The 23,607-nt window shown below is 66.6% G+C and carries 15 protein-coding genes; 10 read left to right on the top strand and 5 right to left on the bottom strand.

The annotated features are described in order from the left end of the window. Positions 1–93: 93 nt before the first annotated feature. A complete protein-coding gene (locus BRAD285_RS32045) occupies positions 94–1,818 on the bottom strand; it encodes a hypothetical protein (protein WP_006612080.1) in 1,725 nt (574 codons plus the stop codon). Positions 1,819–2,257: 439 nt separating this feature from the next. Here BRAD285_RS32045 and BRAD285_RS32040 point away from each other — a divergent pair, with 439 nt between their 5' ends. The 3 genes from BRAD285_RS32040 (at position 2,258) to BRAD285_RS32035 (ending at position 4,497) form a co-directional block, all read left to right on the top strand. Further along, positions 2,258–3,121: a caspase family protein gene (locus BRAD285_RS32040; protein ID WP_035646470.1), complete on the top strand. Its 864-nt coding sequence runs from the start codon at positions 2,258–2,260 to the stop codon at positions 3,119–3,121. A 512-nt stretch (positions 3,122–3,633) separates the two neighbouring features. Then, complete coding sequence (locus BRAD285_RS35950) at positions 3,634–3,807, top strand: hypothetical protein (protein WP_006612078.1); 174 nt, start codon at positions 3,634–3,636, stop codon at positions 3,805–3,807. 6 nt (positions 3,808–3,813) lie between these two features. Beyond that, the gene (locus tag BRAD285_RS32035) at positions 3,814–4,497 is read left to right on the top strand and encodes a Fic family protein (RefSeq protein WP_006612077.1); all 684 of its coding nucleotides are present in this window, start codon (positions 3,814–3,816) and stop codon (positions 4,495–4,497) included. A gap of 324 nt (positions 4,498–4,821) precedes the next feature. Here BRAD285_RS32035 and BRAD285_RS32030 read toward each other — a convergent pair whose 3' ends face one another. Further along, complete coding sequence (locus tag BRAD285_RS32030) at positions 4,822–5,682, bottom strand: efflux RND transporter periplasmic adaptor subunit (RefSeq protein WP_006612076.1); 861 nt, start codon at positions 5,680–5,682, stop codon at positions 4,822–4,824. 198 nt (positions 5,683–5,880) lie between these two features. Here BRAD285_RS32030 and BRAD285_RS32025 point away from each other — a divergent pair, with 198 nt between their 5' ends. Further along, on the top strand, positions 5,881–6,855 hold the full coding sequence (locus tag BRAD285_RS32025; RefSeq protein WP_006612075.1) for a L,D-transpeptidase: 975 nt from the start codon (positions 5,881–5,883) through the stop codon (positions 6,853–6,855). Positions 6,856–7,600: 745 nt separating this feature from the next. On the opposite strand, the gene BRAD285_RS32020 is transcribed toward BRAD285_RS32025, so the two are convergent. Beyond that, positions 7,601–8,407, bottom strand: coding sequence for an N-acyl homoserine lactonase family protein (locus tag BRAD285_RS32020; protein WP_035646467.1), 807 nt, complete (start codon positions 8,405–8,407; stop codon positions 7,601–7,603). A 324-nt stretch (positions 8,408–8,731) separates the two neighbouring features. Here BRAD285_RS32020 and BRAD285_RS32015 point away from each other — a divergent pair, with 324 nt between their 5' ends. The 4 genes from BRAD285_RS32015 (at position 8,732) to BRAD285_RS32000 (ending at position 15,236) form a co-directional block, all read left to right on the top strand. After that, positions 8,732–10,201 (top strand): caspase family protein, encoded by a 1,470-nt coding sequence (locus tag BRAD285_RS32015; RefSeq protein WP_035646484.1) that lies wholly within the window; start codon positions 8,732–8,734, stop codon positions 10,199–10,201. A gap of 141 nt (positions 10,202–10,342) precedes the next feature. After that, positions 10,343–11,020: an OmpA family protein gene (locus tag BRAD285_RS32010; RefSeq protein WP_006612072.1), complete on the top strand. Its 678-nt coding sequence runs from the start codon at positions 10,343–10,345 to the stop codon at positions 11,018–11,020. Between the two features lie 173 nt (positions 11,021–11,193). Next, positions 11,194–12,120 (top strand): efflux RND transporter periplasmic adaptor subunit, encoded by a 927-nt coding sequence (locus BRAD285_RS32005; protein WP_006612071.1) that lies wholly within the window; start codon positions 11,194–11,196, stop codon positions 12,118–12,120. After that, positions 12,120–15,236, top strand: a complete 3,117-nt coding sequence (locus BRAD285_RS32000) for an efflux RND transporter permease subunit (protein ID WP_006612070.1) — start codon at positions 12,120–12,122, stop codon at positions 15,234–15,236. The genes BRAD285_RS32005 and BRAD285_RS32000 overlap by 1 nt, the downstream gene beginning before the upstream one ends. Positions 15,237–15,276: 40 nt before the next feature. Here the strand turns inward: BRAD285_RS32000 and BRAD285_RS31995 are convergent, their stop codons facing one another. After that, a complete protein-coding gene (locus BRAD285_RS31995) occupies positions 15,277–16,911 on the bottom strand; it encodes a glycosyltransferase family 39 protein (RefSeq protein WP_006612069.1) in 1,635 nt (544 codons plus the stop codon). Between the two features lie 263 nt (positions 16,912–17,174). After that, positions 17,175–17,849, bottom strand: a complete 675-nt coding sequence (locus tag BRAD285_RS31990; protein WP_035646464.1) for a Crp/Fnr family transcriptional regulator — start codon at positions 17,847–17,849, stop codon at positions 17,175–17,177. Between the two features lie 212 nt (positions 17,850–18,061). On the opposite strand from BRAD285_RS31990, the gene BRAD285_RS31985 reads away from it, so the two are divergent. Continuing rightward, positions 18,062–20,173 carry an AsmA family protein gene (locus BRAD285_RS31985; RefSeq protein WP_006612067.1) on the top strand — a complete coding sequence of 704 codons (2,112 nt, stop codon included), beginning with the start codon at positions 18,062–18,064 and terminating at the stop codon, positions 20,171–20,173. 251 nt (positions 20,174–20,424) lie between these two features. Next, a complete protein-coding gene (locus tag BRAD285_RS31980; RefSeq protein ID WP_006612066.1) occupies positions 20,425–22,875 on the top strand; it encodes an adenylate/guanylate cyclase domain-containing protein in 2,451 nt (816 codons plus the stop codon). Positions 22,876–23,607: the final 732 nt, after the last annotated feature.

Here is a 23,607-nt window from a genome sequence, read left to right as displayed (position 1 = left end):
TTGAGAAAGCGGGCCTGTTAACCACGGCGGCGGTGCGCTCCCCTCCCCGCAAGGGGGAGGGGAGCTGACCGTCGTTGCGGCTGAAGGCTCGACTCAGCGCACGGACACCCGCCGCGCCAGCGCCAAGCCCATCAGCACGAAGGCCGAGGTGACCTCCGGGCCACCCACCAGAATGCGCGTGGGGGTCTTCATCTTGTTCCATTCATAGGCGCGATACGGATGCCGCCGGCCGCCTTCGCCAAAGCTTGCGACGATGCAATGCACCGCCGGCGCGAAGCTCGCGGCATTGCCGCCGAGATGGCCGAGGGCGATCAGCGCCAGCGCGGCGTCGAACGGGTTCATCTCGCGGCCGACCAGTTCGTCCTCGACATAGGCCAGCACGCGCACGCGGATCAGCTCGAACGCGCCATCCGGGTCGATCGCCTGCCGTGCGGCCGGTGGCAGCGCCATGAAGGCGTGATAGCAGCGGCCGAAATAGGCGCAGTACAGCTCCGGTAGATAATAGATGTGCGCGCGCGGATCGGCGAAGGCGCCGCTCGTCACCAGCCGCAGCTGGAAACCGATGATGCACCGGACGAAGTCCAGCCGCGCCTGCGTTTCCAGGATCTGCCAGCGCGTGAGGTTGCGGAACGACACCTCGAGCACGTCGAGATTCAAGGTCGGATCGAGGTCGTTGCCGTAGGGCCGCTCGCCGGCCATGCTGTCGATCCAGGTCGCGACGCCGCCCTCATAGTCGATATTGTCGTTGATCGGCACGGTCACGCGCGGCTCGTTGCTGCCCGCGCGCACCTGATAGCCGGCATAGAAATCCACCAGCGGCTGGTCGAGGATCGGATCATCGGAGCCGGCCTGCGTCGCGGCGGAGAAGGAGCACGCCGTTGTGTCGCAATCCGGCACGTAGACGCCGAAGCCGAGGTCCTGCTTGATCTGGGTGAAGAAGCGCGAGAACCGCGGATGCGGGTGCGGCGCCAGTGCAGTGACGACGTTGTAGCTGTTGCCGTCGGCGCCGCGGACCTCCTCACGGCTGGTCTTGAGGCAGAATTCGACCATCGCCGAAATCGCGCCGCGCGCTGCGCCGGTCTGTTCTGACGAGGCGAGGCCCGTCTCCAGATAGCTCAGCAGCGCCTCGGTGAAGAACGCGTCGTAATAGGCCGAGCGGTGCCGGATCTGCACCGGCTCCCACATCGGCTCGGCGATGCCGCGCCAGGGCGGATTGATCACCGCGGCGGCTGGCGAGCGGGCAATGAAGACGCGGGCGAGGTTGAACAGCAAGGTCGAGTTCTTGTAGCCGCGCGCGTCCAGCCCCTGCAGCGCCATCGTGACCTCGCGCCCCTTCATATCGGGATCGCCGATCAGGTTGAACGCGGCGTAGGTCGGGATGAAGCCGTTGCGGCCGAACGAGCCGAGCAGGTCGGCGCCGCAGCCGCGGATCACCCGGTCGATCTCGCCGGCCGGCGGCATCGCCACGGTGCCGGTCCGGCGCGGCGGGGCCGGGTGGCTCAAGGCCACGCTGTCGACCAGTTCGGCAACCGGCCGGCCGACCGCCTCCCAGTCCGGCGTCGGATTGTCGCGGGCCAGAACCAGTGCCTGGCGCAGCGCATTGAGGCGAACGGGATCGTTCAGCTCGGGCAGGCCGGCGCGGCGCAGCAGGGTGCGCAGCGCGGGGTTGCCGAGCGCGGTCTGATAGAATTTCGACAGATGCGGGTCACCGTGGCCGGGCTGGCGCAGGATGGGATCGCAGACCTCGTACAGCGAGGGGCCATCCTTCCGGGCCATGAGCGCGCGACAGGCCGCTCCGGCGAAATATTGCAAACTCAACGTCGGGACTCGCGGGTTCGGGGCGGGACGGACGGCATGTGCTGCTCGAAACGCCGGCAAACGGCTCGTCACGCGCATGCACCGATGAAATTGACGTTCAAACTGACATGCGGCGCGGCCAAAGACAACGTGACCGGCATCACTGCGCGGGCTGTGGATTTGGCGGCAATGTGGCCGCCGAGCGGTCCCGCCGGGGTCCTTTGGAGATCGGTGCCATGGTTAAATTTGCCTTAAATTCCAAGTGCTTGATAAGTCAATGGTGTTCCGATGTTGCCCTCGTGGCGTGATCGGGTTAAGCCTTTCTTCGTTGCGGCGCCGCAAATTGCGCGCAATTCGACGACACATCGTCTCGCAACCCCTCAAACCTCAGAGGCGCCGGCGCGACCAAAGGGTGCGACCCTTTGGACCGACTGGATCGGCTCGGACCAGGATTGACGTGATGACCGCAGGGCAGACTTCTCTCTCTCGCCGTTCGGCCGTGATCGCCGCCGCGCTTCTGTGCACGGTGTCGCTCGCGCTCGGCGCGCATGCTGCCCTGAACAAGCGCGTGCCCGACGGCGGCAAGACGGCCGCGACCGAGCAGAGCACCGCCACGTCCGGCAACGCCGCGCGCCTCGCGCTCGTCGTCGGCAATGCGCATTATCCCGATGCCAATGCGCCGCTGGCGCAGCCGATCAACGATGCGCGCGCGCTCACCGGCGCGCTGCGCCGCGATGGCTTCGACGTCGACGTCGTCGAGGACGCGACCAAGGAGGACATGGCGCGTGCGGTCGCGCGGCTGACCTCGCGCATCAGGCCGGACTCGGTGGTGATGCTGTTCTTCGGCGGCTACGCGATCCAGGCCGGCCGCGAGAGCTACATGATCCCGGTCGACGCCAAGATCTGGCGCGAATCCGACGTGCGCCGCGAGGGCACCAGCATCGAGGGTCTGCTCGACGCCGTGCGCGAGCAGGGCGCCCGCGCCAAGCTGGTCGTGGTCGATGCCTCCCGCCGCAATCCCTATGAGCGCCGCTTCCGCTCCTATTCGCACGGGCTGGCGCCGATCAATGCCCCCGCCAACGCGCTGATCCTGTCGTCGGCCACGCCCGGCAAGGTGCTCGACGACCCCCGTGATCGCAGCAACAGCATGCTGGTCTCCGAGCTGCTCAACCAGCTCGGCCGTAGCCCAAGCGCGGAGGCCGTCTTCACCAAGACCCGCAACGCCATCGCGCGCAGCACGGATGGCGAGCAGGTGCCGATGGTGTCGTCCTCGCTGGTCGAGGACGTCCGCCTCAGCGCCGACGTGGCGAACGCGGGCAGCTGAGGTTCTCCTCCGTCCCCATTGTATCCCGGATTCAGAAATTTACGGCTTCTACGCCTTCCGGCGCACCTCAGTTACGTGCCCGCTGCCTGAGGGTACCCACACGGTCATCGTAGAAAGTATCATGACTCCGTAAGGGCAGATCACGAAGCACGTTGCTGCTTCGATCCTCGATTTCACCGACGGGATCACCCCTGAAAGACGCTGCCAGTATGTGGACCGCAGGAGCAGATCGCGAGCAACGTCGGCTCCTGATGGAAGCGTGTGATGGGAAGATCACCAGCTCTTACGTGCGTGGGCGCTAGTTTACTCTTGACTAGGATTGGCGGCGCTGAACGCGCCGCGCTCGGAGTAGGGTCTGCCACAAACCCAAATCTTTCGTCGTAAGCCGATGACTTCGGCGGCCGAGTCACATAGATGTTTCATGCACGCGTACGGTTCCTTTACGGGAAATTGGGAACTTTACAAGAACGTACAGCGTTCGCTATGATCGGTTGACGGCAGGAGAATGCTCAATGACGAATGATCTGAAAGAACTTGTTGAGCGCGCTCGCCAGATTGAGATGACCCCCGACCAACTCGGCGAACAGCGCCGTAGCTTTGCCTATGGCAATACCAACATCGAGAATGAGCGGATCACGCGCCAAATGGTTGCCGACCTCGATAAGAAGCTGTATGGCCGCGAGTAAACGGTCGTGGTTGAGGACAGGCACAGCGTAGCCGAGGCCGCACCGCTCCTCAATGATCCTGATGAAATCGCAAGGCGCGAGGCCGAGAACGGCCTTCGCCAGTTCGATCTCGCATTGGAAATGATTCGTTCGTTTGTGAAGGACAAGGAGAGGGTTTACCGCCTGCGTTCGAGTCAGATCCTTCAACTGCACACGGCCGCGCTTGCTGGCATCCATCCGCTTGCGGGGACGTGGCGAAACACTCCCGTTACAATCCAGGGCAGCAGGCACCAACCCCCTGAAGCTGCGTTCGTATCTGAGGAAATCGAACATCTCTGCGATTACGTCAATGACAACTGGGCCACGGCTTCAGCACTGCATCTCGCGGCGTATGTGCTCTGGAAACTTAACTGGATTCATCCTTTTGCCGACGGCAATGGCCGAACAGCCCGTGCAGTGTCCTATGTGGTGATGAGCATCAAGCTGGACAGCTTGTTGCCGGGTGCGCCGACTATCCCCGAGCAGATCGCTGGCAATAAGAGGCCGTACTATGACGCGCTCGAGGCGGCCGATGCGCAATTGAACGCCGGCGCACCCGATGTTAGCGCATTGGAAACGATGCTGGAAGCGATGCTTGCCCAGCAGCTCGTGAGCGCCGCCAAGCAAGCAACCGGTGAGGTTCCTGCACCGACCAGCCGCAACTGGCACTAGCTAATCGCTTATGTGATTTACCTGCTGGATCGGCGGGGCGCCGTGCTTGTAGCACTCGGGTCCAGGAGGAGGCATAAGCAGCTTCGGCCTAAGGGGCGGCAGGCATCCGCCCTCATCGCTTGCCAATCTTCGTTGGCTACGGTGTCAATCAGCCTCGCCGGCAGCAGGTTAGTCGCCGTAAGGATAGCAGTTATCAGATAGCTGGTTTGGTGGTGAAGCGAGACACAACCACCTCCCGCGTGACGCTCCACACCAACCGCGCGTCGACCTCCTTCTCCAAAGGAGGGTGGCGCCGTACCCGTCAGCCCGGCAACGTCTCGCCCCTCAATTGCTCGCCATCGCCGGACGCACCGGGTCGCCTTCGCGCAGCAGCGCGCCGGCGCGGGAGACGACGACGTCGCCTTCGGCGAGGCCGTCCTTGATCTCGACCTGGCCGCCGGCCATCAGGCCGATCTCGACGCGCTTGGTCTCGATGCGCTGGGCGCGCACCACCTGCACGACGGTGCCGTCGGCGTCGTAGAGAATGGCGGTCAGCGGCACCGCGACGCCGCAGCTCTGGCCGATCTTGATGATCGCGCGGCCGAACGAATTGGCCAGCAGCTTCGCCGTGCCGGTGATGGCGATGAAGGCCTGGCCGAGCTGGCTGTTCGGCTCGACGGTCGGCGCGACGCGGCGGATCTTGCCGTCGAGCTCGCCGGCGCCGACGATGCGGATCCGCGCCGTCTGGTTGACCGCGAGCTTGCCGATCTGCGCCGACGGCACCAGCCCGACCAGGTCGTATTCGTTGCGGGCGATGATCGAGAACAGCGCCTCGCCGCGTCCCGAGGCGAACGCGCCGATCGTCGCGGTCGAGGTCAGGATGGTGCCGGCGACCGGCGCCTGGATCATGATCGTGCCGCCCTCGGGCGGCGTCAGCCGCGCCAGATTTTGTCCCGCCGTGACGGTGTCGCCGGCATCGACCAACACCTCGGCCACCTTGAGCCCCGGACGGTCCGGCCGCACCGCCGTCTCGTCGCGGGCGAGCACCAGGCCGGACACCTCGACCGTATTGTCGAAGCACGCCTTGCTGGCCTTGAGCACGCTGACCGCGGCGCCTTTCGGCGCGTCGGCGTTGTCAGCCGCGGCCGCCGCCTGCGTCAGCGCCATGACGGCGATGGCCATAATGGCAAGTCCGGACTTTCCCATGCGAACCGATCCTTGAGACCCATTCATCGAGCTGGCCTTGCGCGGCAGATAGCAGACGCGCGGCCGCCGGGCCAGCAGACCCGTCTTCTTGCATAGTCGCGGCAGCCCCTGGTGACGTTCAGCGCCCACAGCCATCAGTCCGAACTTATCCCCCGCCGCCACGTTGATGCCGTTTCCCGCCTGATAGGATCACGAATCATGCTTCGGCCCTGGATACCGCTCCTGCTCCTTGCTGCGCTCGCGATGCCCGCCCGCGCCGCGGAGCTGACCGCCGACGCTGTCAACAGCGCCGAGCTGCGCAAGCGCGGGCCTGTCGAGGAGAAGATCGATCCGGTGGCGATCCGCGCCCAGGTGCTGCTCGACCGCGCCCATGTCTCGCCGGGTGAGATCGACGGCCGCTTCGGCGACAACGCCCGCAAGGCGCTCGACGCCTTCGCCCGCGCCAAGGGCCAGCCGAGCGGATCGAAGCTGACGCCGGAGCTGTGGGACGCGCTGCGCCAGGACCAGGCACCGGCGATCGTCACCTATAAGATCACCCGCAACGACGTGAAGGAACCGTTCCTGAAGAAGCTGCCGAAGCGCATGGAGGACATGAAGGACCTGCCGCGGCTCGGCTACACCTCGCCGCGCGAGGCGCTGGCGGAAAAGTTTCACATGAGCGAGTCGCTGCTGACGGCGCTCAATCCCAACAGCAAGTTCGACAAGGAAGGCGAGGAGATCGCCGTCGCCAACGTGCTCAAGCCGGACGAGACGGTGCCGGAGATCACCAGGCTCGACATCGACAAGGCGACCGAGACGGTGCAGGCCTTCGACAAGGACGGCAAGCCGGTGGCGGTGTTTCCCGCCACCGTCGGCAGCGACGACAAGCCGACGCCGGTCGGCAGCTTCAAGGTCGATTCGATCGATGCCAATCCGAACTACCGCTACAACCCCGACTACAAGTTCAAGGGCGTGAAGGCGCGCAAGCCCTTCACCATCAAGCCCGGCCCCAACAACCCCGTCGGCTCCTATTGGATCGGCCTCTCCATCGGCAACGGCTACGGCATCCACGGCACCGCCGAGCCCTCCAAGGTCGGCAAGACCGAATCCCACGGCTGCGTCCGCCTCACCAACTGGGACGCGACCTTCCTCGGCCAGCATCTGTCGAAGAAGGCGGTGGTGGAGCTGCGCTGAGCGGCGCGTTGTTGCTGCGAAGTTCACCGCCCTCCAATGAAGCCAACCCGCTTCGATGGAGCCCAGCCGCCTCGCCAACCTTCGCCGTCGTCCCGGCCCTGAGCCGGGACCCATAACCCCAGGAAGCAGTTTGGGGCAGGCGCGCCGTTAGAGTCCCCTAACCACAACCGCCGCGGAGTATGGGTCCCAGGTCGGCGCCACGCCGCACTGTCGCGCCTCGTCGCTTACCCTGGACGACGGCTGTGGGGTCAATAACTAACAGTGCCGCATACAGCGCGGTGCCAATGACTGCGCCCTCTTCCCCAAGGCGAAGCAAAGCTTCGCCAGGGGGAGAGGGCATGCACACTCGAGCAACAAACTCGCTCGGGTGAGGGGTATCTCTCCACAAGCGCTATTCGCGGAGAGAGACCCCTCACCCAACCGCGTGCGCGGATAAGCCGAACATGCCCTCTCCCACCCTGGCGAAGCTTTGCTTCGCCTTGGGGAAGAGGGCGCTGTATTTGGCAGCGCGCTTGCTGCTCGCATTCGGTCCGTAGGGTGGGCAAAGGCGCGCCCGATGTTGTTAGTTGAGCGGCAAACATATCGCGCGCCGTGCCCACCATTCGCATCCGTGATGCCGATGGTGGGCACGGCGCGCTCAAGAATGTGCCCGCTGCGATAGCGTGCGGCGCGCCTTTGCCCACCCTACGTAGTCGAGGACGTGACGCGCGGCTGCGGGCTCATGGATGCATCGGTCTGGCAAGCATCATGACTTCGCAAACGACCGCTTCGGCGCCACGTGCAGCGCATACGCATCGGCCGTCTCGCTCACGCGCGGATAGAGCTCGGTCACCAGCGGATCGTGCCCCGGAATGTATCGGTCGGGATGGCCCGCGAGGCGCTCGATGGTGTCCCAGCCCTTCGCCATGTCGCCGATGTTGTAGACGATCGGAAACGGGCTCTTGCGCTGCAGGTTGGCGTAGTAATGGGTGGCGTCGGAGGCGAGCACGACCGGGCCGCGGGCGGTGGCGACGCGCACCACTTGCAGGCCGTCGGAATGGCCGCCGACGCGGTGCACGGTGATTCCAGGCGCGATCTCGCCGTCGCCATCGTGGAAGGTGACGCGCTCGCCATAGATGTGGCGCACCATGGTGGTGACGTGCTCGACCGAGAACGGGTGGCGCAGCAGGCCGTTGCACATGCAGCGTCCCGTCGCATAGGCCATCTCGCGCTCCTGCACATGGAAGCGCGCGTTGGGGAAGCGGTCGAGATTGCCGGCGTGGTCGTAATGCAGATGCGTGACGATGACGTCGCGGATGTCGGCGGCGCTGACGCCGAAAGCGTCCAGCGCATCGACCGGGTTGCAGCGGAGCTTGCGGCTGCGCGCAGCCGCCTCCGCGGCATTGAAGCCGGTGTCGACCAGGATGTCGCGGCCGTCACTGCGGATCAGCCAGACGAAATAATCGAGGTCCTGCGCCGCGCTGTCGTGCGGATCGGGCTGCAGGAAGTTCATGTGCAGCGTGCGCTGCGACATCGTCGCATAGCGCAGCGCGTAGATCTCGGCATTCCCCATGAGGCTGGTCTCGTCGTTCGCGTGACGCCCATATCGAGCCACCGCCGGGCGCCGCGGTCAATCGCGGCCTGAAGCGAACCGGATCGCGGGCCCCGCCGACACAGTGTGAGGCCGCTCACCGTCGGCTCCGTCGCTCCGTTGCACCATGGCGGGCGTAGCGATCGAAGGACGGCCGCGACATCCGCCCGCTCTGGCGATTCTTCAACTGCGGCAAGCGGTTGACGTGTCGTCACGGCGATTTGATAATGCCTGACGCGTGGGATATGGTCGCCGCGGCGCAAGCTGGACGGCGCCTGTTTGCTGGACCGCTGGACCGCCATCGTGATGACGCTTCGCCTGCTGTTGCTGCTCGGTTTGATGTTCTCAGTCGCGTGGTCTGGCCCCGCGCGCGCGGCCGGCGACCGCTTCGCCCTGGTCATCGGCAATGCGAAGTATCCCGATGCCGAAGCGCCGTTGAAGGAACCCGTCAACGACGCGCGCGACCTCACCGACGAGCTGAAGCGCGACGGCTTCACCGTCGATACGCTGGAGAATGCCACCGGCGACGCGATGCGCCGCGGCCTCGATCGGCTTTATGGCAAGATCAAGCCCGGCTCGGTCGCGCTGTTGTTCTTCTCCGGCTATGGCATCCAGTCGAACCGCACCAGCTACATGATTCCGGTCGATGCGCAGATCTGGCAGGAGGCCGATGTGCGCCGCGACGGCATCAGCCTCGAGCAGGTGCTGCAGGAGATCAACAGCCGCGGCGCCGGGGTGAAGATCGCGCTGCTCGATGCGTCCCGCCGCAATCCCTATGAGCGTCGCTTCCGCACCGCCTCGTCCGGGCTCGCGCCGGTGATCGCGCCGAGTGGTACTCTGGTCATGTACTCCGCGGCGCTGTCTACTGTCGTGTCGGACACCGGCCGCGACCGCAGCCTGTTCGTGCAGGAGCTGTTGAAGGAGATCCGTGTTCCCGACCTCACCGCGGAGGAGACGCTGAACAGGACGCGCGTCGGCGTGACGCGCGCCTCGCGCAGCGAGCAGGTGCCGTGGATCTCGTCGTCGCTCGCGGAAGACTTCTCCTTCGTGCCCGGCACCGGCGGCCCGCGCCCGACCGTCACGGCCGACAACACGCCGCAGCCGACCCCCACACCGACGTCGACGCCGACACCAGCGCCGCCACCGCCGCCACCTCCACCTCCGCCGCCGCCGCCTAAGACGGAGCTGGCGCCGCCGCTGCCGCCGGTTCCGCCTATCCCGACGCCCACGCCCACGCCGACCAATTCGCCCACCGCCAATGTGCCGGTGGATCCGCTGGCCGACGATCCGACCATCAAGAGCCTGACCGCCAAGATCGCGGCCAATCCGGACGACGCGGCAGCGCTGTACAAGCGCGGCCAGGTCTATGCCAGCAAGGGCGCCTATGCGCAGGCGATCCGCGACTTCGACGAGACCATCCGGATCAATCCGAAGGACGTCGAGGCGCTGAACAATCGCTGCTGGGCCCGTACCGTGGTTGGCGAGCTGCAGCCGGCGTTGCGGGATTGCAACGAGGCGCTGCGGCTGCGGCCGAATTTCGTCGACGCGCTCGACAGCCGCGGTCTCGTCAATCTCAAGAGCGGCGCGGTCAAGAATGCGATCGCCGATTTCGATGCCGCGCTGAAGGTCAATCCGCGGCTGACGTCGTCGCTGTATGGCCGCGGCCTCGCCAAGCAGCGCAATGGCGCGGCGCAGGAGGGCGCGCTCGACATCGCCAATGCCAAGGCGATCGATCCGAACGTCGTCCGCGAGTTCGAAAGCTACGGCGTCCGCTGATTTTTGGCGGCGCGAGCCGGCCGCCTCGAACCATCAGGCGCGCCGGACCGACATAACCGCGAACAGCCGACATCGCGCGGGCGTTCGCGATGAGGCGGGACATGAGTTCGCGTGAGTTTTGCGCGCGAGGAGGGATTGGCAATGACCGCACCGAAGACGAATCCGAGCAAGGCCGGCGGGCTGACCGGCCTCCTGGTCGCCACGATGCTGACTGCAGCGGCCACGCTGAGCGCCACCACGGCGTTCGCGGCCGAGGACGTGACCGAGGATCAGATCGTCCGCGCGCTGGCCGGTCCGAAGAAGCCGCTGACCCGTGGACTGTCTATGTCGCCGCAAACAGAGGCTGCGCCTGCGGTCACTCCGGCGCAGGACAAGTTCCTGCAGAGCATCCGCGGCCGCGCGACGCGATCGCTGTCGACGGCGGAGCGCGAGGAGATCGCGGCGGTCGCCCAGACCAAGCCGAACATCGATCTCGAGATCACCTTCGACTACAACTCCGCCAATATCAGCCAGAAGTCGATGGCCTCGGTGCAGGCGCTCGGCCGTGCGCTGACCAGCCCCGAGCTGAAGGGTTCGACCTTCGTGGTCGCCGGCCACACCGATGCCGCCGGCGCCGACGCCTATAATCAGGACCTGTCGGAGCGCCGCGCCGATTCGATCAAGCGCTACCTGGTCGACAAGTTCGGCATCGCAGGCGCGGACCTCGTCACCGTGGGCTATGGCAAGAGCAAGCTGAAGGATCCGGCCCAGCCGCTGGCCGAGGTGAACCGCCGCGTGCAGGTCGTCAACATGCAGAGCAAGACGGCGGCGGCCAAGTAGCTCCGCCTCTGCACAACCGCCGTCGGGGGCCGCGTGGCAGCAGATCGAACTGACCGGATGCGTCTCGCAGGCCTGCGGGGCGCATCGTCTTGTCGGGCCGATCAGCGCCATCTCCGTCGGAGCCTCCGCCCCCTCGTTACACCGCACCTCGCGCCGACCGGATCTGTCCGCCGATGAAGCTGCCGAAATCCCTCAAAACCGCAGCCACGGCGATTGTCTTCGTCGCTTTGTTCGCGGGCTATTACTGGTACGAGCACCGCCCGCATGAGGCGGCCGAGGAGCCGCGCATGCAGGCCCAGGTGCTCGTCACCAAGGCCGGCAAGGCGTGCTTCTCGGATCTCGTCCGGGTCACCGGCTTCGTCGTGCCGCGCCGCGAGGCTGTGATCGGCGCCGATCAGGAGGGATCGCGCGTCACCGACGTTCTGGTGAAGGAAGGTGACACCGTCACCGAGAACCAGGAGCTCGCGCGGCTGACACCGCCGCCGCCGCAACCGGGCGCGCCGGCGGCTGCGGCCGGCCGGCCGGTGTCGCTGCGTGCGCCCGCCTCCGGTCTGGTCACCGAGGTCCGCACCATCGTCGGCGCGCCGGCCTCGCCGCAGGCCGGCCCGATGTTCCGCATCGCCGTCAACAACGAGCTCGAGCTCGATGCCGAGGTGCCGAGCATCCATCTGCTGAAGCTTGCGCCGGGCGTGCCTGCGCGGATCAGCCGCGACAACACGCCTGATCTTAACGGCAGGGTGCGCGTCGTGTCGCCCCAGGTCGACCGCACCACGCAGCTCGGCCATGTCCGCATCGCGCTGTCCAGCACGCCGACGCTCAAGCCCGGCATGTTCGCGCGCGCCAATATCGACGCCCGGCGCAGCTGCGGTGTCGCCATTCCCAACACGGCGATCGATCATCTCACCGTCCAGGTCGTGAAGGGCGATGTGGTCGAGACCCGCCGTGTCCGGGTCGGGCTGGTGTCGGATACGTCGACCGAAATTCTCGAAGGCCTTGCCGAGGGCGAGGTCGTCGTGGCCGACGCCGGCAGCTCGCTGCATGACGGCGACCAGATCAAGACCATGTTCGCCGAAGACATCGATCGCACGCGGGTACGCTGATGGCACTGAATATCTCGGCATGGTCGATCCGGAACCCGCTGCCCTCGATCCTCTTTTCGATCATCCTGCTGGTGCTGGGATGGATGAGCTTCACCAAGCTCGCGGTGACGCGGCTGCCTAACGCCGACATCCCGGTGATCTCGGTGGCGGTGGCGCAATTCGGCGCGGCGCCGTCCGAGCTCGAATCGCAGGTTACCAAGATCATCGAGGACGGCGTCTCCGGCGTCGAAGGCGCCCGTCACATCCAGTCGCTGATCACCGACGGCCTGTCGGTCACCACCATCACCTTCGCGCTCGAGACCAACACCGACCGCGCCATCAACGACGTCAAGGACGCCGTGACGCGGGTGCGCTCCGACCTGCCGCAGAACGTCACCGAGCCCCTGATCTCGCGCGTCGACAAGATCGGCCTGCCGATCGTGACTTATGCGGCGATCTCGCCGGGCAAGACGCCGGAGCAGCTGTCGTTCTTCGTCGACGACGTGGTCAAGCGCGAGCTGCAGGGCGTCCGCGGCGTCAGCCAGGTCGAGCGCATCGGCGGTGTCGAGCGCGAGATCCTGGTGTCGCTCGATCCCGACCGGCTGCAGGCGATGGGCCTGACCGCCGTCAATGTCAGCCAGAGCCTGCGCGGCACCAATGTCGACGTGGCCGGCGGCCGCGCCGAGATCGGCAAGAACGACCAGGCGATCCGCACGCTCGCCGGCGCCAAGACGCTCAACGAGCTGTCCAACACCATGATCCCGCTGTTCGGCGGCGGTGAGGTCCGGCTCGCCGATCTCGGTACGGTCACCGACACCATCGCCGACCGCCGCACCTTCGCGCGCTTCAACGGCGAGCCGGTGGTCGCGCTCGGCATCAAGCGCGCCAAGGGCGCCAGCGACGTGGTCGTCGCGGCCGCCGTGCAGAAGCGCATCGACCAGGTCAAGGCCGCCCATCCCGATGTCGAACTGAAGCTCATCGACACGTCGGTCGAGTTCACCAAGGGCAACTATGACGCGGCGATCTCGACCCTCTTCGAAGGTGCGATCCTCGCCGTCGTCATCGTGCTGTTGTTCCTGCGCGACCTCCGCGCGACGATCATCGCCGCGATCTCGCTGCCGCTGTCGATCTTCCCGGCGTTCTGGGCGATGGACATCCTCGGCTTCTCGCTGAACATGGTCTCGTTCCTGGCGATCACGCTGTCGACCGGCATTCTCGTCGACGACGCCATCGTCGAGATCGAGAACATCGTGCGCCACATGCGCATGGGCAAGTCGCCTTATCGCGCCGCGCTCGACGCCGCCGACGAGATCGGCCTCGCCGTGATCGCGATCAGCCTCACCATCATCGCGATCTTCGCACCCGCAAGCTTTATGTCGGGCATCGCCGGCCAGTTCTTCAAGCAGTTCGGCATCACCGTCTCGGTGCAGGTGTTCTTCTCGCTGCTGGCGGCGCGCTTCGTCACGCCGATGCTGGCGGCCTATTTCATGAAGCATCACGATCACGAGGATCCGCCACCCGGCTTCATCCTGCGGGCGTATCATCGCATCGTGACCTGGTCGGTGAGGCACTACTACGTCACGATCCTGGTCGGCATCGGCATCTTCGCGGGCTCGATCTGGAGCTGGACCCTGCTGTCGAAGGGCTTCCTGCCCGCCCAGGACGCCGCCCGCTCGCTGCTCGCGATCGAGTTGCCGCCCGGCGCGCAGCTCGCCTACACCGAGAAGGTCACCGAGGACATCGTGGCGCGGCTGCGCAAGCGGCCGGAGGTGCGCAGCGTGTTCGTCGACGGCGGCCGGCTGCAGGGGGCGATGGAGGTCCGCCGCGCCGGGATGATCGTGAACTACACGCCCAAGACCGAGCGCAAGATCACCCAGAAGGATCTCGAGCTCGCGATCACCAGGGATCTCGAGACGATTCCCGACATCCGCTTCTGGTTCACGGACGAGAACGGCCTGCGCGCGATCAAGCTGGTGCTGACGGGGCCCGACCCCAAGCTGGTCGACAATGTCGCCAGCGAGCTGGCGTCGCAGATGAAGCGGATTCCGATCATCTCCAACGTGGTGTCGGACACCTCGCTGGACCGGCCGGAACTGCGGGTGCAGCCGCGCGCGGATCTGGCTGCACGCCTTGGCGTCTCGACGGAAAGCCTGTCACAGACCATTCGCGTCGCCACCATCGGCGACGTCGGGCCGGCGCTTGCCAAATACGATGTCGGCGGCCGCCTGGTCCCGATCCGGGTGCAGCTCGAGGACGCCGCGCGCAGCGACGTGAAGACGCTCGAACAGTTGCGCGTGCCGCTCGGCCAGTACGGCGAGAAGGGCGGCGTGCCGCTGGCGGTCGTCGCCGACATCAAGCTCGACCAGGGGCCGACCAGCATCAGCCGCTACGATCGCGGCCGGCAGGCCACGGTGTCGGCGGATCTCGTCGGCCTTGGCGCCCTCGGCGATGCGACCAAGCAGATCGACGATCTGCCGGTCCGCAAGAGCATGCCGGCGAGCGTCAAGCTGATCCCGTCCGACGATGCCGAGAGCATCAACGAGCTCGCCTCCGGGTTCATTACCGCGATCACCGCCGGCCTGATGATCGTCTATGCGGTGCTGGTGCTGCTGTTCGGCACCTTCCTGCAGCCGATCACGATCCTGTTCTCGCTGCCGCTGTCGATCGGCGGCGCCATCGGCGCGTTGATCCTGACCGGCAAGCAGCTGACGATCCCGGTCTATATCGGCATGATGATGCTGATGGGCATCGTGACCAAGAACGCGATCATGCTGGTGGAGTTCGCGGTCGAGGCGATCCATGCCGGCACCAAACGCGATGAGGCGATCATCGACGCCGGCATGAAGCGGGCGCGGCCGATCGTGATGACCACGATCGCGATGGTCGCCGGCATGATGCCGAGCGCGCTCGCGGTCGGCGCCGGCGGCGAATTCCGCTCGCCGATGGCGCTGGCGGTGATCGGCGGCCTAGTGTTCTCGACCGTGCTGTCGCTGCTGTTCGTGCCAGCGATGTTCCTGGTGATGGACGACGTCGGCTCGCTGTTCGCGCGGCTCGGCCGCAGGCTGATCGTCTCCTCCGACGCCGAGGCCGTGCCGCATGCCGACCACGTGCCGGCGGCGCAAGAGCCGAAGCCCTAGGGCTCGGCCCTTGCGCTGCGCAGAATAATCGTGCGGGGAATTAGTTTGCGGCTGATGGCAGCCGCCGCCGCGAACTGAGCTCGTCGGCAATGCCCGGCGCGGTCTGTGCCGGCGGGCTGGCCTCGGGCGGCACGATCAGCGCGACGAAGCCTTGGCTCGCGCCCTGCCAGCCGAACAAATTGGTCCGCAGCGTGAAGTCGACGCGGACCGAATGTCCGGTCCGCGCAGCCGCAGCCTCCATGCCGGCAACGCACGAGATGTCGCCGTCGTAGCACAGCGCCGCCCAGCCCTCCGGGCGCCGCACGTCGCCGGCGGGCATCAGCTCACGCGGATGCACGAGGCCCATGTCATATTGCGGATGATCGGCGCCGTAGAACGCGGCCGCGAAAGCGAGGCCATCGTCGCCGCCCACCGCCCGGAGCGGGCTATCGGTTGCGTTCCGCCAGAGCCGGTCGAGCTCGGTCACGGCCGGCTGATAGAAGTTGCGGCCCTCGTTGAGCGGCACATAGTTCCGGTACAGCGCATGCAACGGCGCCACGACGACGGCGGCAAAGATCGCGATGGCGATTGCGATCGCGGCGAGGTTGACCGTCAGCTCCCGCGGAGCCTGGTAGCTCGCGCCGCAGACGATGACCACGACGAACAGGAACACACCCTGCAAGCCCCATAGCGGCGGCATGTCGGTGCCGAAGATCGCCGAGACCAGCGCGGGGAGGATCACAGTGCCGATGCTGATCACTGCCAGCAGACGCAGTCCCGGCGCGAGGCTGAGCGCGTCGTTGAGCACGCGGGCCGGACGCGGCCGCGCCATGGCCAGCCAGATCAGGCCGGGGATGCCGGCGATCCCGGACATTGCGAGCAGGAAGCCGCCGCCTTCGATCAGCGCGGCAGCACTGGTCTTGCCGGTGTGATGCGCGATCGCGTGCGAGAACGGCTGCGCGCCGGTCATGGCCAGCCAGACCAAATGAGGGGCCAGCGCGACGAGCCCCGTCAGCGCCGCGATCCACGGCGCCTGCGAGCTGAAATAGCGCTTCCGCTCGGGGTGACACAGCGCGGCGATGGCGAAGCTCGCGATCAGGAAGATCGAGTAATACTTGCCGAGCATGGCGAGCGCCGCGGTCAGGCCGGCGGCGACGGCCCAGCCAGCGCGGCGGGTCTCGAACGAGCGCAGGAAGCACCAGGTCGCGAGCGGCCAGCTCGACAGCAGCACCGCGTTGGCGTTGAAGCGCTGCGCGTGCAGCTGATAGACCGGCAGCACCATCAGCAACAGCAGCACGATGATGCGCTTGTCGCCGCGCGCGAAGCGTTGCGTGATGCGGTCGACGGCCCACAATCCGACCGCCGCATTGGTCAGCGCCAGCAGGTTGAACGACCAGTTCGTGAGCGGAAAGACTGTTGTCCAGGCCCGCGCGGCCCAGCCCATCAAGGGCGGATGCTTGGTCGAGCCCCAGTCGAAGCTGCGGCCGAGCGACCAGGTCTCGATCACGTCCTGGTGCAGATCGCCGCCGACATAGGCGATGGAGAAATACACCATCCAGATCGCGACGAAGCCTGCGATCAGCAGCGGCACCGCCCAGCCGTCCTCGACGGCATCGATCCAGATCGAAAGACCTCGACGCCAGCGGGCCATCGAGCCGCTCGTCTCGATCCCGATCGCCGGCAACGCAAGACTCATGAATTCGCTTCCAACCAGGTTGCTCCGGCACGACGCGCCCCATCACACGCGCAGGCGGACGGCGCTTTCGATGCCGAACTCATTCGGTTAGAATTGTTAAAAAGAGTTCATGTCGCAAATTGTGAGGTGCGGTGGCCCAATTGCGATCATGTTTGGCCGGCGCCGATACGAAACGATGCACGACCGGCCGGTCGCACCACGCGATGGGCCCGGTTTGGCCTTAATCAGGGCGAGGGGACGTGGGGCTTCCTGATGCGGCCCGTCTAATCGTTCCGCGCGATCGTGTTCAGCTTGGTCAGGTCATGCAGCAGGATGCGGCCGCGCTGCAGGTCGAGGATCTTGTCCTTGCGCCAGGTCTGGAGCTGGCGGTTGACGCTCTCGCGCGCGGCGCCGACGAACACGCCGAGCTGCTCCTGCGAGATGTGCACCTCGGAGCCGAAATCCTCCGCCAGCGCGCAGAGTCGCCGCGCCAGCCGGATCGGCAGCGGCTGCAGCACCGATTCCTCCATCCGCTCGCTCTGCCAGCGGATGCGCTGGCACAACAGCTGGATGATCTTGATCGCGACCTTGGGCTCGCGCTCGAGGAAGCTGAGGAAATCCTCACGTCGCAGCACGAACAGCTCGGTTGCCTCGCCCGCGGTGGCGTCGGCGGTGCGCTCCTGGCCGTCGAGCACGGCGACTTCGCCGAACAGATCGCCTGATCCCATGAAGTTGAGCGTGAGCCGGGAGCCGTCGGTGGCGCCGGTCTCGATGCGGATCTGGCCGCGGCGGACGCCGAACAGCGCATTGCCGGGATCGCCCTTCTGGAACAACACCTCGCCCGCCGAGAGATGCTGGGTGTGGCACAGGGCCGAGATGCGCTGCAGCTCGTCGGATCCGAGATCCGCGAACATCGGGTTCATCTTCAGAATGACCGCAAATTCGGCCTGCTTGCTCATCACTATACCTTCGGCGGTGGTTTCAGGGCCCCAGTTACAGACTCCGCGCTGGCGGAAGTGTGTCCCAAGTCACATAACGGCGCATGGGCTTACGACTAGGTTGGTCGCTCCCAGGGCGATCTTCGTTCCGGGAAAAATTCAGATTGAACCGGGTCGGCGTTGCCGCATGCTAACCCGTGGAGACCGCTCGCCGTCGCGCTTGGGACATCGATATGAAAGCAGTGAAGATCGCAGGCGGTTTGCTTGGCGCCGTCCTCGTCGTGCTCGCACTCGCGCTCGCCTTTGGACTTCCGGCGAGCTTCCTGACGGTGGCGATCCAGGACCGCGTCGAGCGCGACACCGGCTATAAATTGACCATTGCGGGCTCGGCGAGCGTCAGCCTGTGGCCGTCGCTGCAGGCGACGCTGAGCGACGTCACCTTGCAGGATCCGAAGGACAAGGACGGCAACAACCGGCTGACGATCGCCAAGCTGCAGGCCGGCATGACGCTGTCGAGCCTGTGGTCCGGCCGGCCCGAGATCGAAGAGATCGTCATCGACAAGCCGACGCTCTATCTGCCGCTGCTGCGTGAACGGCTGCGCGACAATCCGCCGCGCAACCGCGCCGCGGCGAAGCCGGAGGCCGCGCCGGTCCGGATCACCAGCGTCACGGTCAAGGACGGCGCCGTCATTCTCTCCAACCCGCGCGACCGCGTCGAAAACCGCCTCGAAGCGATCGCCGCGACGGCGTCGCTGAACGATGACGGCAAGATCAGGATCGACGGCACGGCGCGGGCCGGCGACCGTCCGCTCACCTTCGACATCACCGCGGCGGCGCCGGCGCTGCCGGTCGATCGCCAGACCGTGCCGGTCGATTTCAAGATCGGCATGGCCAGCGCATTCTCCGGCGTGCTGGCCGGCCGCGCCGACATCAGGTTGAACGGACCGCTGGTGATGATCAACGGCCTCAGCGGCACGCTCGGCGGCGGCGACTTCAACGGCTGGGCCTCGGTCGATCTCGCCAGCAAGCCGCTGGTGAAGGTCGACCTCGACGTCCGCCGGCTGGACCTTCCGGGCGCTGCGGCGCAGACCTCGTCGCGGACCTCCGGATGGAGCACGGCCGCGATCGATCTGCGCGGCCTGAACTATGTGGATGCGCGCGTGAAGCTGTCGGCGACCGATGTCGGTCTCGCCGGGGCGCGCCTCGGGCCGCTGGATCTCGAGGCCTCGCTGGCGGGCGGCCTGCTGAAGGCGACCGTCACCAATCTCGGCGCCTATGGCGGGCAGGTCAGCGGCGAGCTCGTGGTCGATGCCTCCACCGGCAATCCGGCCTATGCGATGCACGGCGATCTCGTCGGGCTCCAGGCGCTGCCGCTGCTGTCGAGCCTCGCTGATTTCGACAAGCTCGATGCGCGGCTGCAGGGCAAGCTCGCGCTGCGCTCCAGCGGCGCCAGCCAGCAGGCGATCATGAGCAATCTCAGCGGCTCGGCCTTCCTGCTGTTCCAGGATGGCGCGATCCGCGGCATCAACGTCGCCCAGATGATCCGCTCGCTGACGACCAATCCGCTGTCCGGCTGGCAGGACTCCAAGGAGCTGACCACCGATCTCACCCAGCTCTCGGCCTCGTTCCAGGTCGAGCGCGGCCAGGCGGTGACCAGCGACCTCAATTTGATCGGGCCGCTGGTGAAGGTGACCGGCGCCGGCACGATCGATCTCGGCAACCGCGCGCTCGCGATGCGCGTCGAGCCGAAGCTCGTGCTGACCACCGAAGGGCAGGGCCGGATCGCCGATCCCATCGGCCTCGGCATCCCCGTCGTGATCGACGGCCCCTGGAGCCAGCCGCGATTCTATCCCGACATGGCCGGCATCCTCGACAATCCCGATGCGGCCTATGCCAAGCTCAAGCAGATGGGGCAGGGCCTGTTCGGCAAGGACGGCGCCGGGCTCAACAATCTGATCAACGGCATCGGTGGCCTGATCGGAAGCGCGACGTCCGGTAGCGGCGGCGCGGTGCCCAACGCGGCGCCGTCGACACCGAACGGGCAGGCTCCGGCTGCCGGGTCATCCGACCTGCTTGGCGGCGACCTCGGCGCGGCCATCGGCAGTCTCATTCAGCAAGGCTTGCAGCAGGGGACGCAGCCGCCGGCGCGAAGCCGTGGCCGGACGCTCAACCCGGGCGAAGGCGCGGCTCCGCTGCTCCAGGCTCCCCAGGCCGCGCCGGCGCCACCTCCGGCGGATGCCGGCCAGGGCGCCTCGGCGGGCGGGACTCCGCCAGCAGCCCCGCAGGACGGCCCGACGGACAGCCAGCCGATGAATGACGTGCTGAAGCGCATCTTCAATCGGTAACATGAGGCCGATTATCTGGCTCGCCTCCTCCATTTGGAGGAGGATGCCGGCCGCCATTTGAGCCATCATCGCCGGATGTGGGTGGCTCCCGCATCGCCGCCGTACTGCACCGCATTCTGTGCTAAACGGATGTCGATGGCGGAGCGTCTCGGCGCATGAGAGGCCCGCCTCTGCTGTATCGCAGCCGTAAGGACGGCGGCGGACGCGCCCATCCGAGGTCGCACCTCGGCGATGCCGCGCGAGAGGTCTGGATGAACGGGGTCGAGAACAGAGGCTGGTCGCTGCGGCAGGGCCTGTTCGCCAAATATGTGACGTCGCTGGTCGGACTCGTGGTGTTCGTCCTGGCGGTGAACGGCGCGACCGAAACCTGGATCAGCTATCAGTCCACCAAGGCGAGCCTCACCGCCGCGATGGCCGAGAAGGCCGATGCGAGCGCTCGGCGCATCGACCAGGCGGTCTCCGACCTGCAACGCCAGATCAGCTGGGTGACCCGCGCCAGCGCCAACACGCTGGAGCTGCGCCGCGCCGATTACGTGCAGCTGTTGAGTCAGGCCCCGGCGGTGCGGCAGCTCTATCAGCTCGACGGCCAGGGCCGCGAGCAGCTCCGCGTCTCCCGCACGGCGATCGCGTTCTCGTCGGGCAATGATCTCTCCCGCGATCTGCGCTTCACCGACACGGTCACCCATGGCAGCAATTTCTCGGCCGTGACCTTCAAGGGTGCGCAGCCGATGATGTCGATCTCGGTCGCGCATTCCGGCTTCAATGCCGGCGTGACGGTGGCCGACATCGATCTCGACTTCCTCGAAGACTTCATGAGCGAGGCGCAGGTCGGCAAGGTCGGCATCGCCTATGTCGTCGATCCCAAGGGCCTGGTGCTGGCGAGCTCGGCGAAGGGGCCGGCGGTCGGCCAGGATCTCGCCAAGCTGCCGCAGGTCGCCGCCGTGCTGACGCCGGACGGCGAGCCGTTGGCGTCCGGCACCGACAGCGACGGGCGTTCCGTGCTGACGGCGGCTGCGACCTTGCCGAAGCTCGGCTGGGTCGTGTTCTTCGAGCAATCCACCGCGCATGCGCTGGCGCCGATCCGCGATCAGCTGCTGCGCGGCGCGCTCTTGATCGCGCTCGGCCTGGCGGTGGCGATCTTTGCCGGCTCGCTGCTCGCCCGCCGCATGCTCGTGCCGATCACGGCGCTGCGCGCCGGCGCGCGCCGGCTCGGCGCCGGCGATTTCGAGCAGCGCATCGAGGTGAAGACGCATGACGAGCTGGAGGAGCTCGCCGACCAGTTCAACAGCATGGCCGGCCAGCTCGCGCAGTCCTATGCCGTGCTGGAAGCCAAGGTCGAGGAGCGCACCCGCGATCTCGCGCAGTCGATCAACGAGCTCAAGGTGCTGGAGGAGGTCGGCCGCGCGGTCGCGTCCTCGCTCGACCTCAACGCCGTGCTGCCGACGGTGGCGGCGCGCGCGCTGGAGATCACCGCGGCCGACGCCGTTCTGATCTATTCCTACGATGCCGGCGAGCGCCGCTTCCGGCTGGTCGAGGCCAAGGGCGTCGATCAGGCCGGCGCGCATGCTGTGCTCGACGAACAGACCAGCCTGCTGTCGGAGTCCGTGCGCAGCGGCGAGCCGATCGCGATCGCCGAGCTCGATAGCGCGCCGGAGCATCCGCTGCGCGACGTGGCGGTCGCCGCCGGCTTCCATGCCGTGCTGTTCACGCCGCTGGTCGATCAGCAGGGCGTGCTCGGCGCGCTGGTCGTGTTGCGGCGCTCAGCCGGCGCCTTCCGGCCGAACCTCATCGGCCTGATGCGCACCTTCGCCAACCAGGCCGTGCTGGCGATGCGCAATGCGCGGCTGTTCACCGAGGTCGACCAGAAGGGCCGCGAGCTGGCGCTGACCCACGCCACCGTCCAGCAGCAGGCGGAGAAGCTCACCGAGCAGACCGAGCAGCTAAGGGAGTGGAACAAGTCGCTGGAGGATCGCGTCGAGACGCAGCTCGCCGAGATCGAGCGCATTCGTAGGCTGGAGCGCTTCCTGGCGCCGCAGGTGGCGCAGATCATCGCCTCGTCCGATGGCCACGACGCGCTGCTGGAAAGCCATCGCCGCGAGGTCACCGTCGTGTTCTGCGATCTGCGCGGCTTCACGGCGTTCACCGAGACGACCGAGCCCGAAGAGGCGATGAACGTGCTGCGCGAATACCACGCCGCGCTCGGCAAGCTGATCTTCAAATATGAAGGCACGCTCGACCGCTATGCCGGCGACGGCGTGATGATCCTGTTCAACGCGCCGATCCCGTTCGAGGACCACACCACGCGCGCGGTGAAAATGGCGCTGGAGATGCGCGAGGAGATCGGCGGGCTGACAGAGCGCTGGAAAAATCGCGGCCACAGCTTAGGGTTTGGCGTCGGCATCGCGGTCGGCTACGCCACGCTCGGCCAAGTCGGCTTCGAGAACCGGCTCGAATACGCCGCCATCGGCAGCGTCACCAACCTCGCCTCGCGCCTCTGCGACGCCGCCAAGGCCGGCCAGGTGATCGCATCGCGGCGGGTGTATGGCGTGGTCGAGACCTCCGTCGACGCCCGCCCGATCGATGATCTGCATCTGAAGGGCTTCAACCATCCCGTCCTGGCGATGGAGATATTGGACTGGCGCGGTGAGGCCGTTGAGGCGGTGGACGTCGCGGAGGAGCGCCGGCGGTCGGCGGCGACGTGAGCTGATCGAAGCAGATGAGCGCCGTGTGCCCGGCAACATCTTGCTCACTTCACGAGCAACTCGTCCGGGACGTTGCGGCGCTGCCTTCTGCTCTCAATCCTCTCCATGAACACGCCTCGCGGCGTGTTCATGGTCGGTGTGCAGGACCGCCTTGGGTGCCAGATCCTCATGGTGAGGAGCGTCGCTCTTGCGACGCGTCTCGAATCATGAGGCCAAGGTCCGGGCCTCGCCCTTCGAGACGCCCGCCTGCGGGCGGGCTCCTCAGGGTGAGGAGGAAGAGCCCGCTCGCGGAAGCTTCCGCAAAAAATAATCATCTTGCTATTTTTCGGAATTCATGATTATCTCGGCCCATCCCGCCTCACCGCAGAGGGGCGTTGCGCGCGATCGTCACGACACGCGAGGCGGGGATGCGATGGCCGCGAGAGCTCGCAGCATGTCCTGTTCGGATGTGCCGACGAACGAGCGTTTGCGGACGGTCAAGTCGCGTGGTCCTGGCCTCCCGAAGCTGAGGTCCGCGCAATGCGCGCAAGCGCATTGTCGCGAAACGGTGGCCAACAAGCCGGCGCACCGGGGAGATCGCGAAGCAGCCGGAAGCCCGTCGCGCAGGGAATGCCGGCGTGTCCGGCTTTGCCTGTGGTACCTGCCGCCTGCATTCTTTTCCGCAGGCGGGCCATGGGTGAGGCCCTCACCCGGCATTCCCTGCGCCCTCTGCATGTTTGCGAGGGACGAACG

The organism is Bradyrhizobium sp. ORS 285 (assembly GCF_900176205.1).
In the GTDB taxonomy this organism is placed as follows: Bacteria; Pseudomonadota; Alphaproteobacteria; order Rhizobiales; family Xanthobacteraceae; genus Bradyrhizobium.
Note: the sequence above shows the minus strand (reverse complement) of the source record. Positions and strands in the feature narration are given on the sequence as shown.

Excerpts from the sequence above, each read along its gene's own strand:
- BRAD285_RS32040 (WP_035646470.1), top strand. The coding sequence starts at position 2,258 with ATGACCGCAGGGCAGACTTCTCTCTCTCGCCGTTCGGCCGTGATCGCC.
- BRAD285_RS35950 (WP_006612078.1), top strand. The coding sequence starts at position 3,634 with ATGACGAATGATCTGAAAGAACTTGTTGAGCGCGCTCGCCAGATTGAG.
- BRAD285_RS32030 (WP_006612076.1), bottom strand. The coding sequence starts at position 5,682 with ATGGGAAAGTCCGGACTTGCCATTATGGCCATCGCCGTCATGGCGCTG.
- BRAD285_RS32025 (WP_006612075.1), top strand. The coding sequence starts at position 5,881 with ATGCTTCGGCCCTGGATACCGCTCCTGCTCCTTGCTGCGCTCGCGATG.
- BRAD285_RS32020 (WP_035646467.1), bottom strand. The coding sequence starts at position 8,407 with ATGGGGAATGCCGAGATCTACGCGCTGCGCTATGCGACGATGTCGCAG.
- BRAD285_RS32015 (WP_035646484.1), top strand. The coding sequence starts at position 8,732 with ATGACGCTTCGCCTGCTGTTGCTGCTCGGTTTGATGTTCTCAGTCGCG.
- BRAD285_RS32010 (WP_006612072.1), top strand. The coding sequence starts at position 10,343 with ATGACCGCACCGAAGACGAATCCGAGCAAGGCCGGCGGGCTGACCGGC.
- BRAD285_RS32005 (WP_006612071.1), top strand. The coding sequence starts at position 11,194 with ATGAAGCTGCCGAAATCCCTCAAAACCGCAGCCACGGCGATTGTCTTC.
- BRAD285_RS32000 (WP_006612070.1), top strand. The coding sequence starts at position 12,120 with ATGGCACTGAATATCTCGGCATGGTCGATCCGGAACCCGCTGCCCTCG.
- BRAD285_RS31995 (WP_006612069.1), bottom strand. The coding sequence starts at position 16,911 with ATGAGTCTTGCGTTGCCGGCGATCGGGATCGAGACGAGCGGCTCGATG.
- BRAD285_RS31990 (WP_035646464.1), bottom strand. The coding sequence starts at position 17,849 with ATGAGCAAGCAGGCCGAATTTGCGGTCATTCTGAAGATGAACCCGATG.
- BRAD285_RS31985 (WP_006612067.1), top strand. The coding sequence starts at position 18,062 with ATGAAAGCAGTGAAGATCGCAGGCGGTTTGCTTGGCGCCGTCCTCGTC.
- BRAD285_RS31980 (WP_006612066.1), top strand. The coding sequence starts at position 20,425 with ATGAACGGGGTCGAGAACAGAGGCTGGTCGCTGCGGCAGGGCCTGTTC.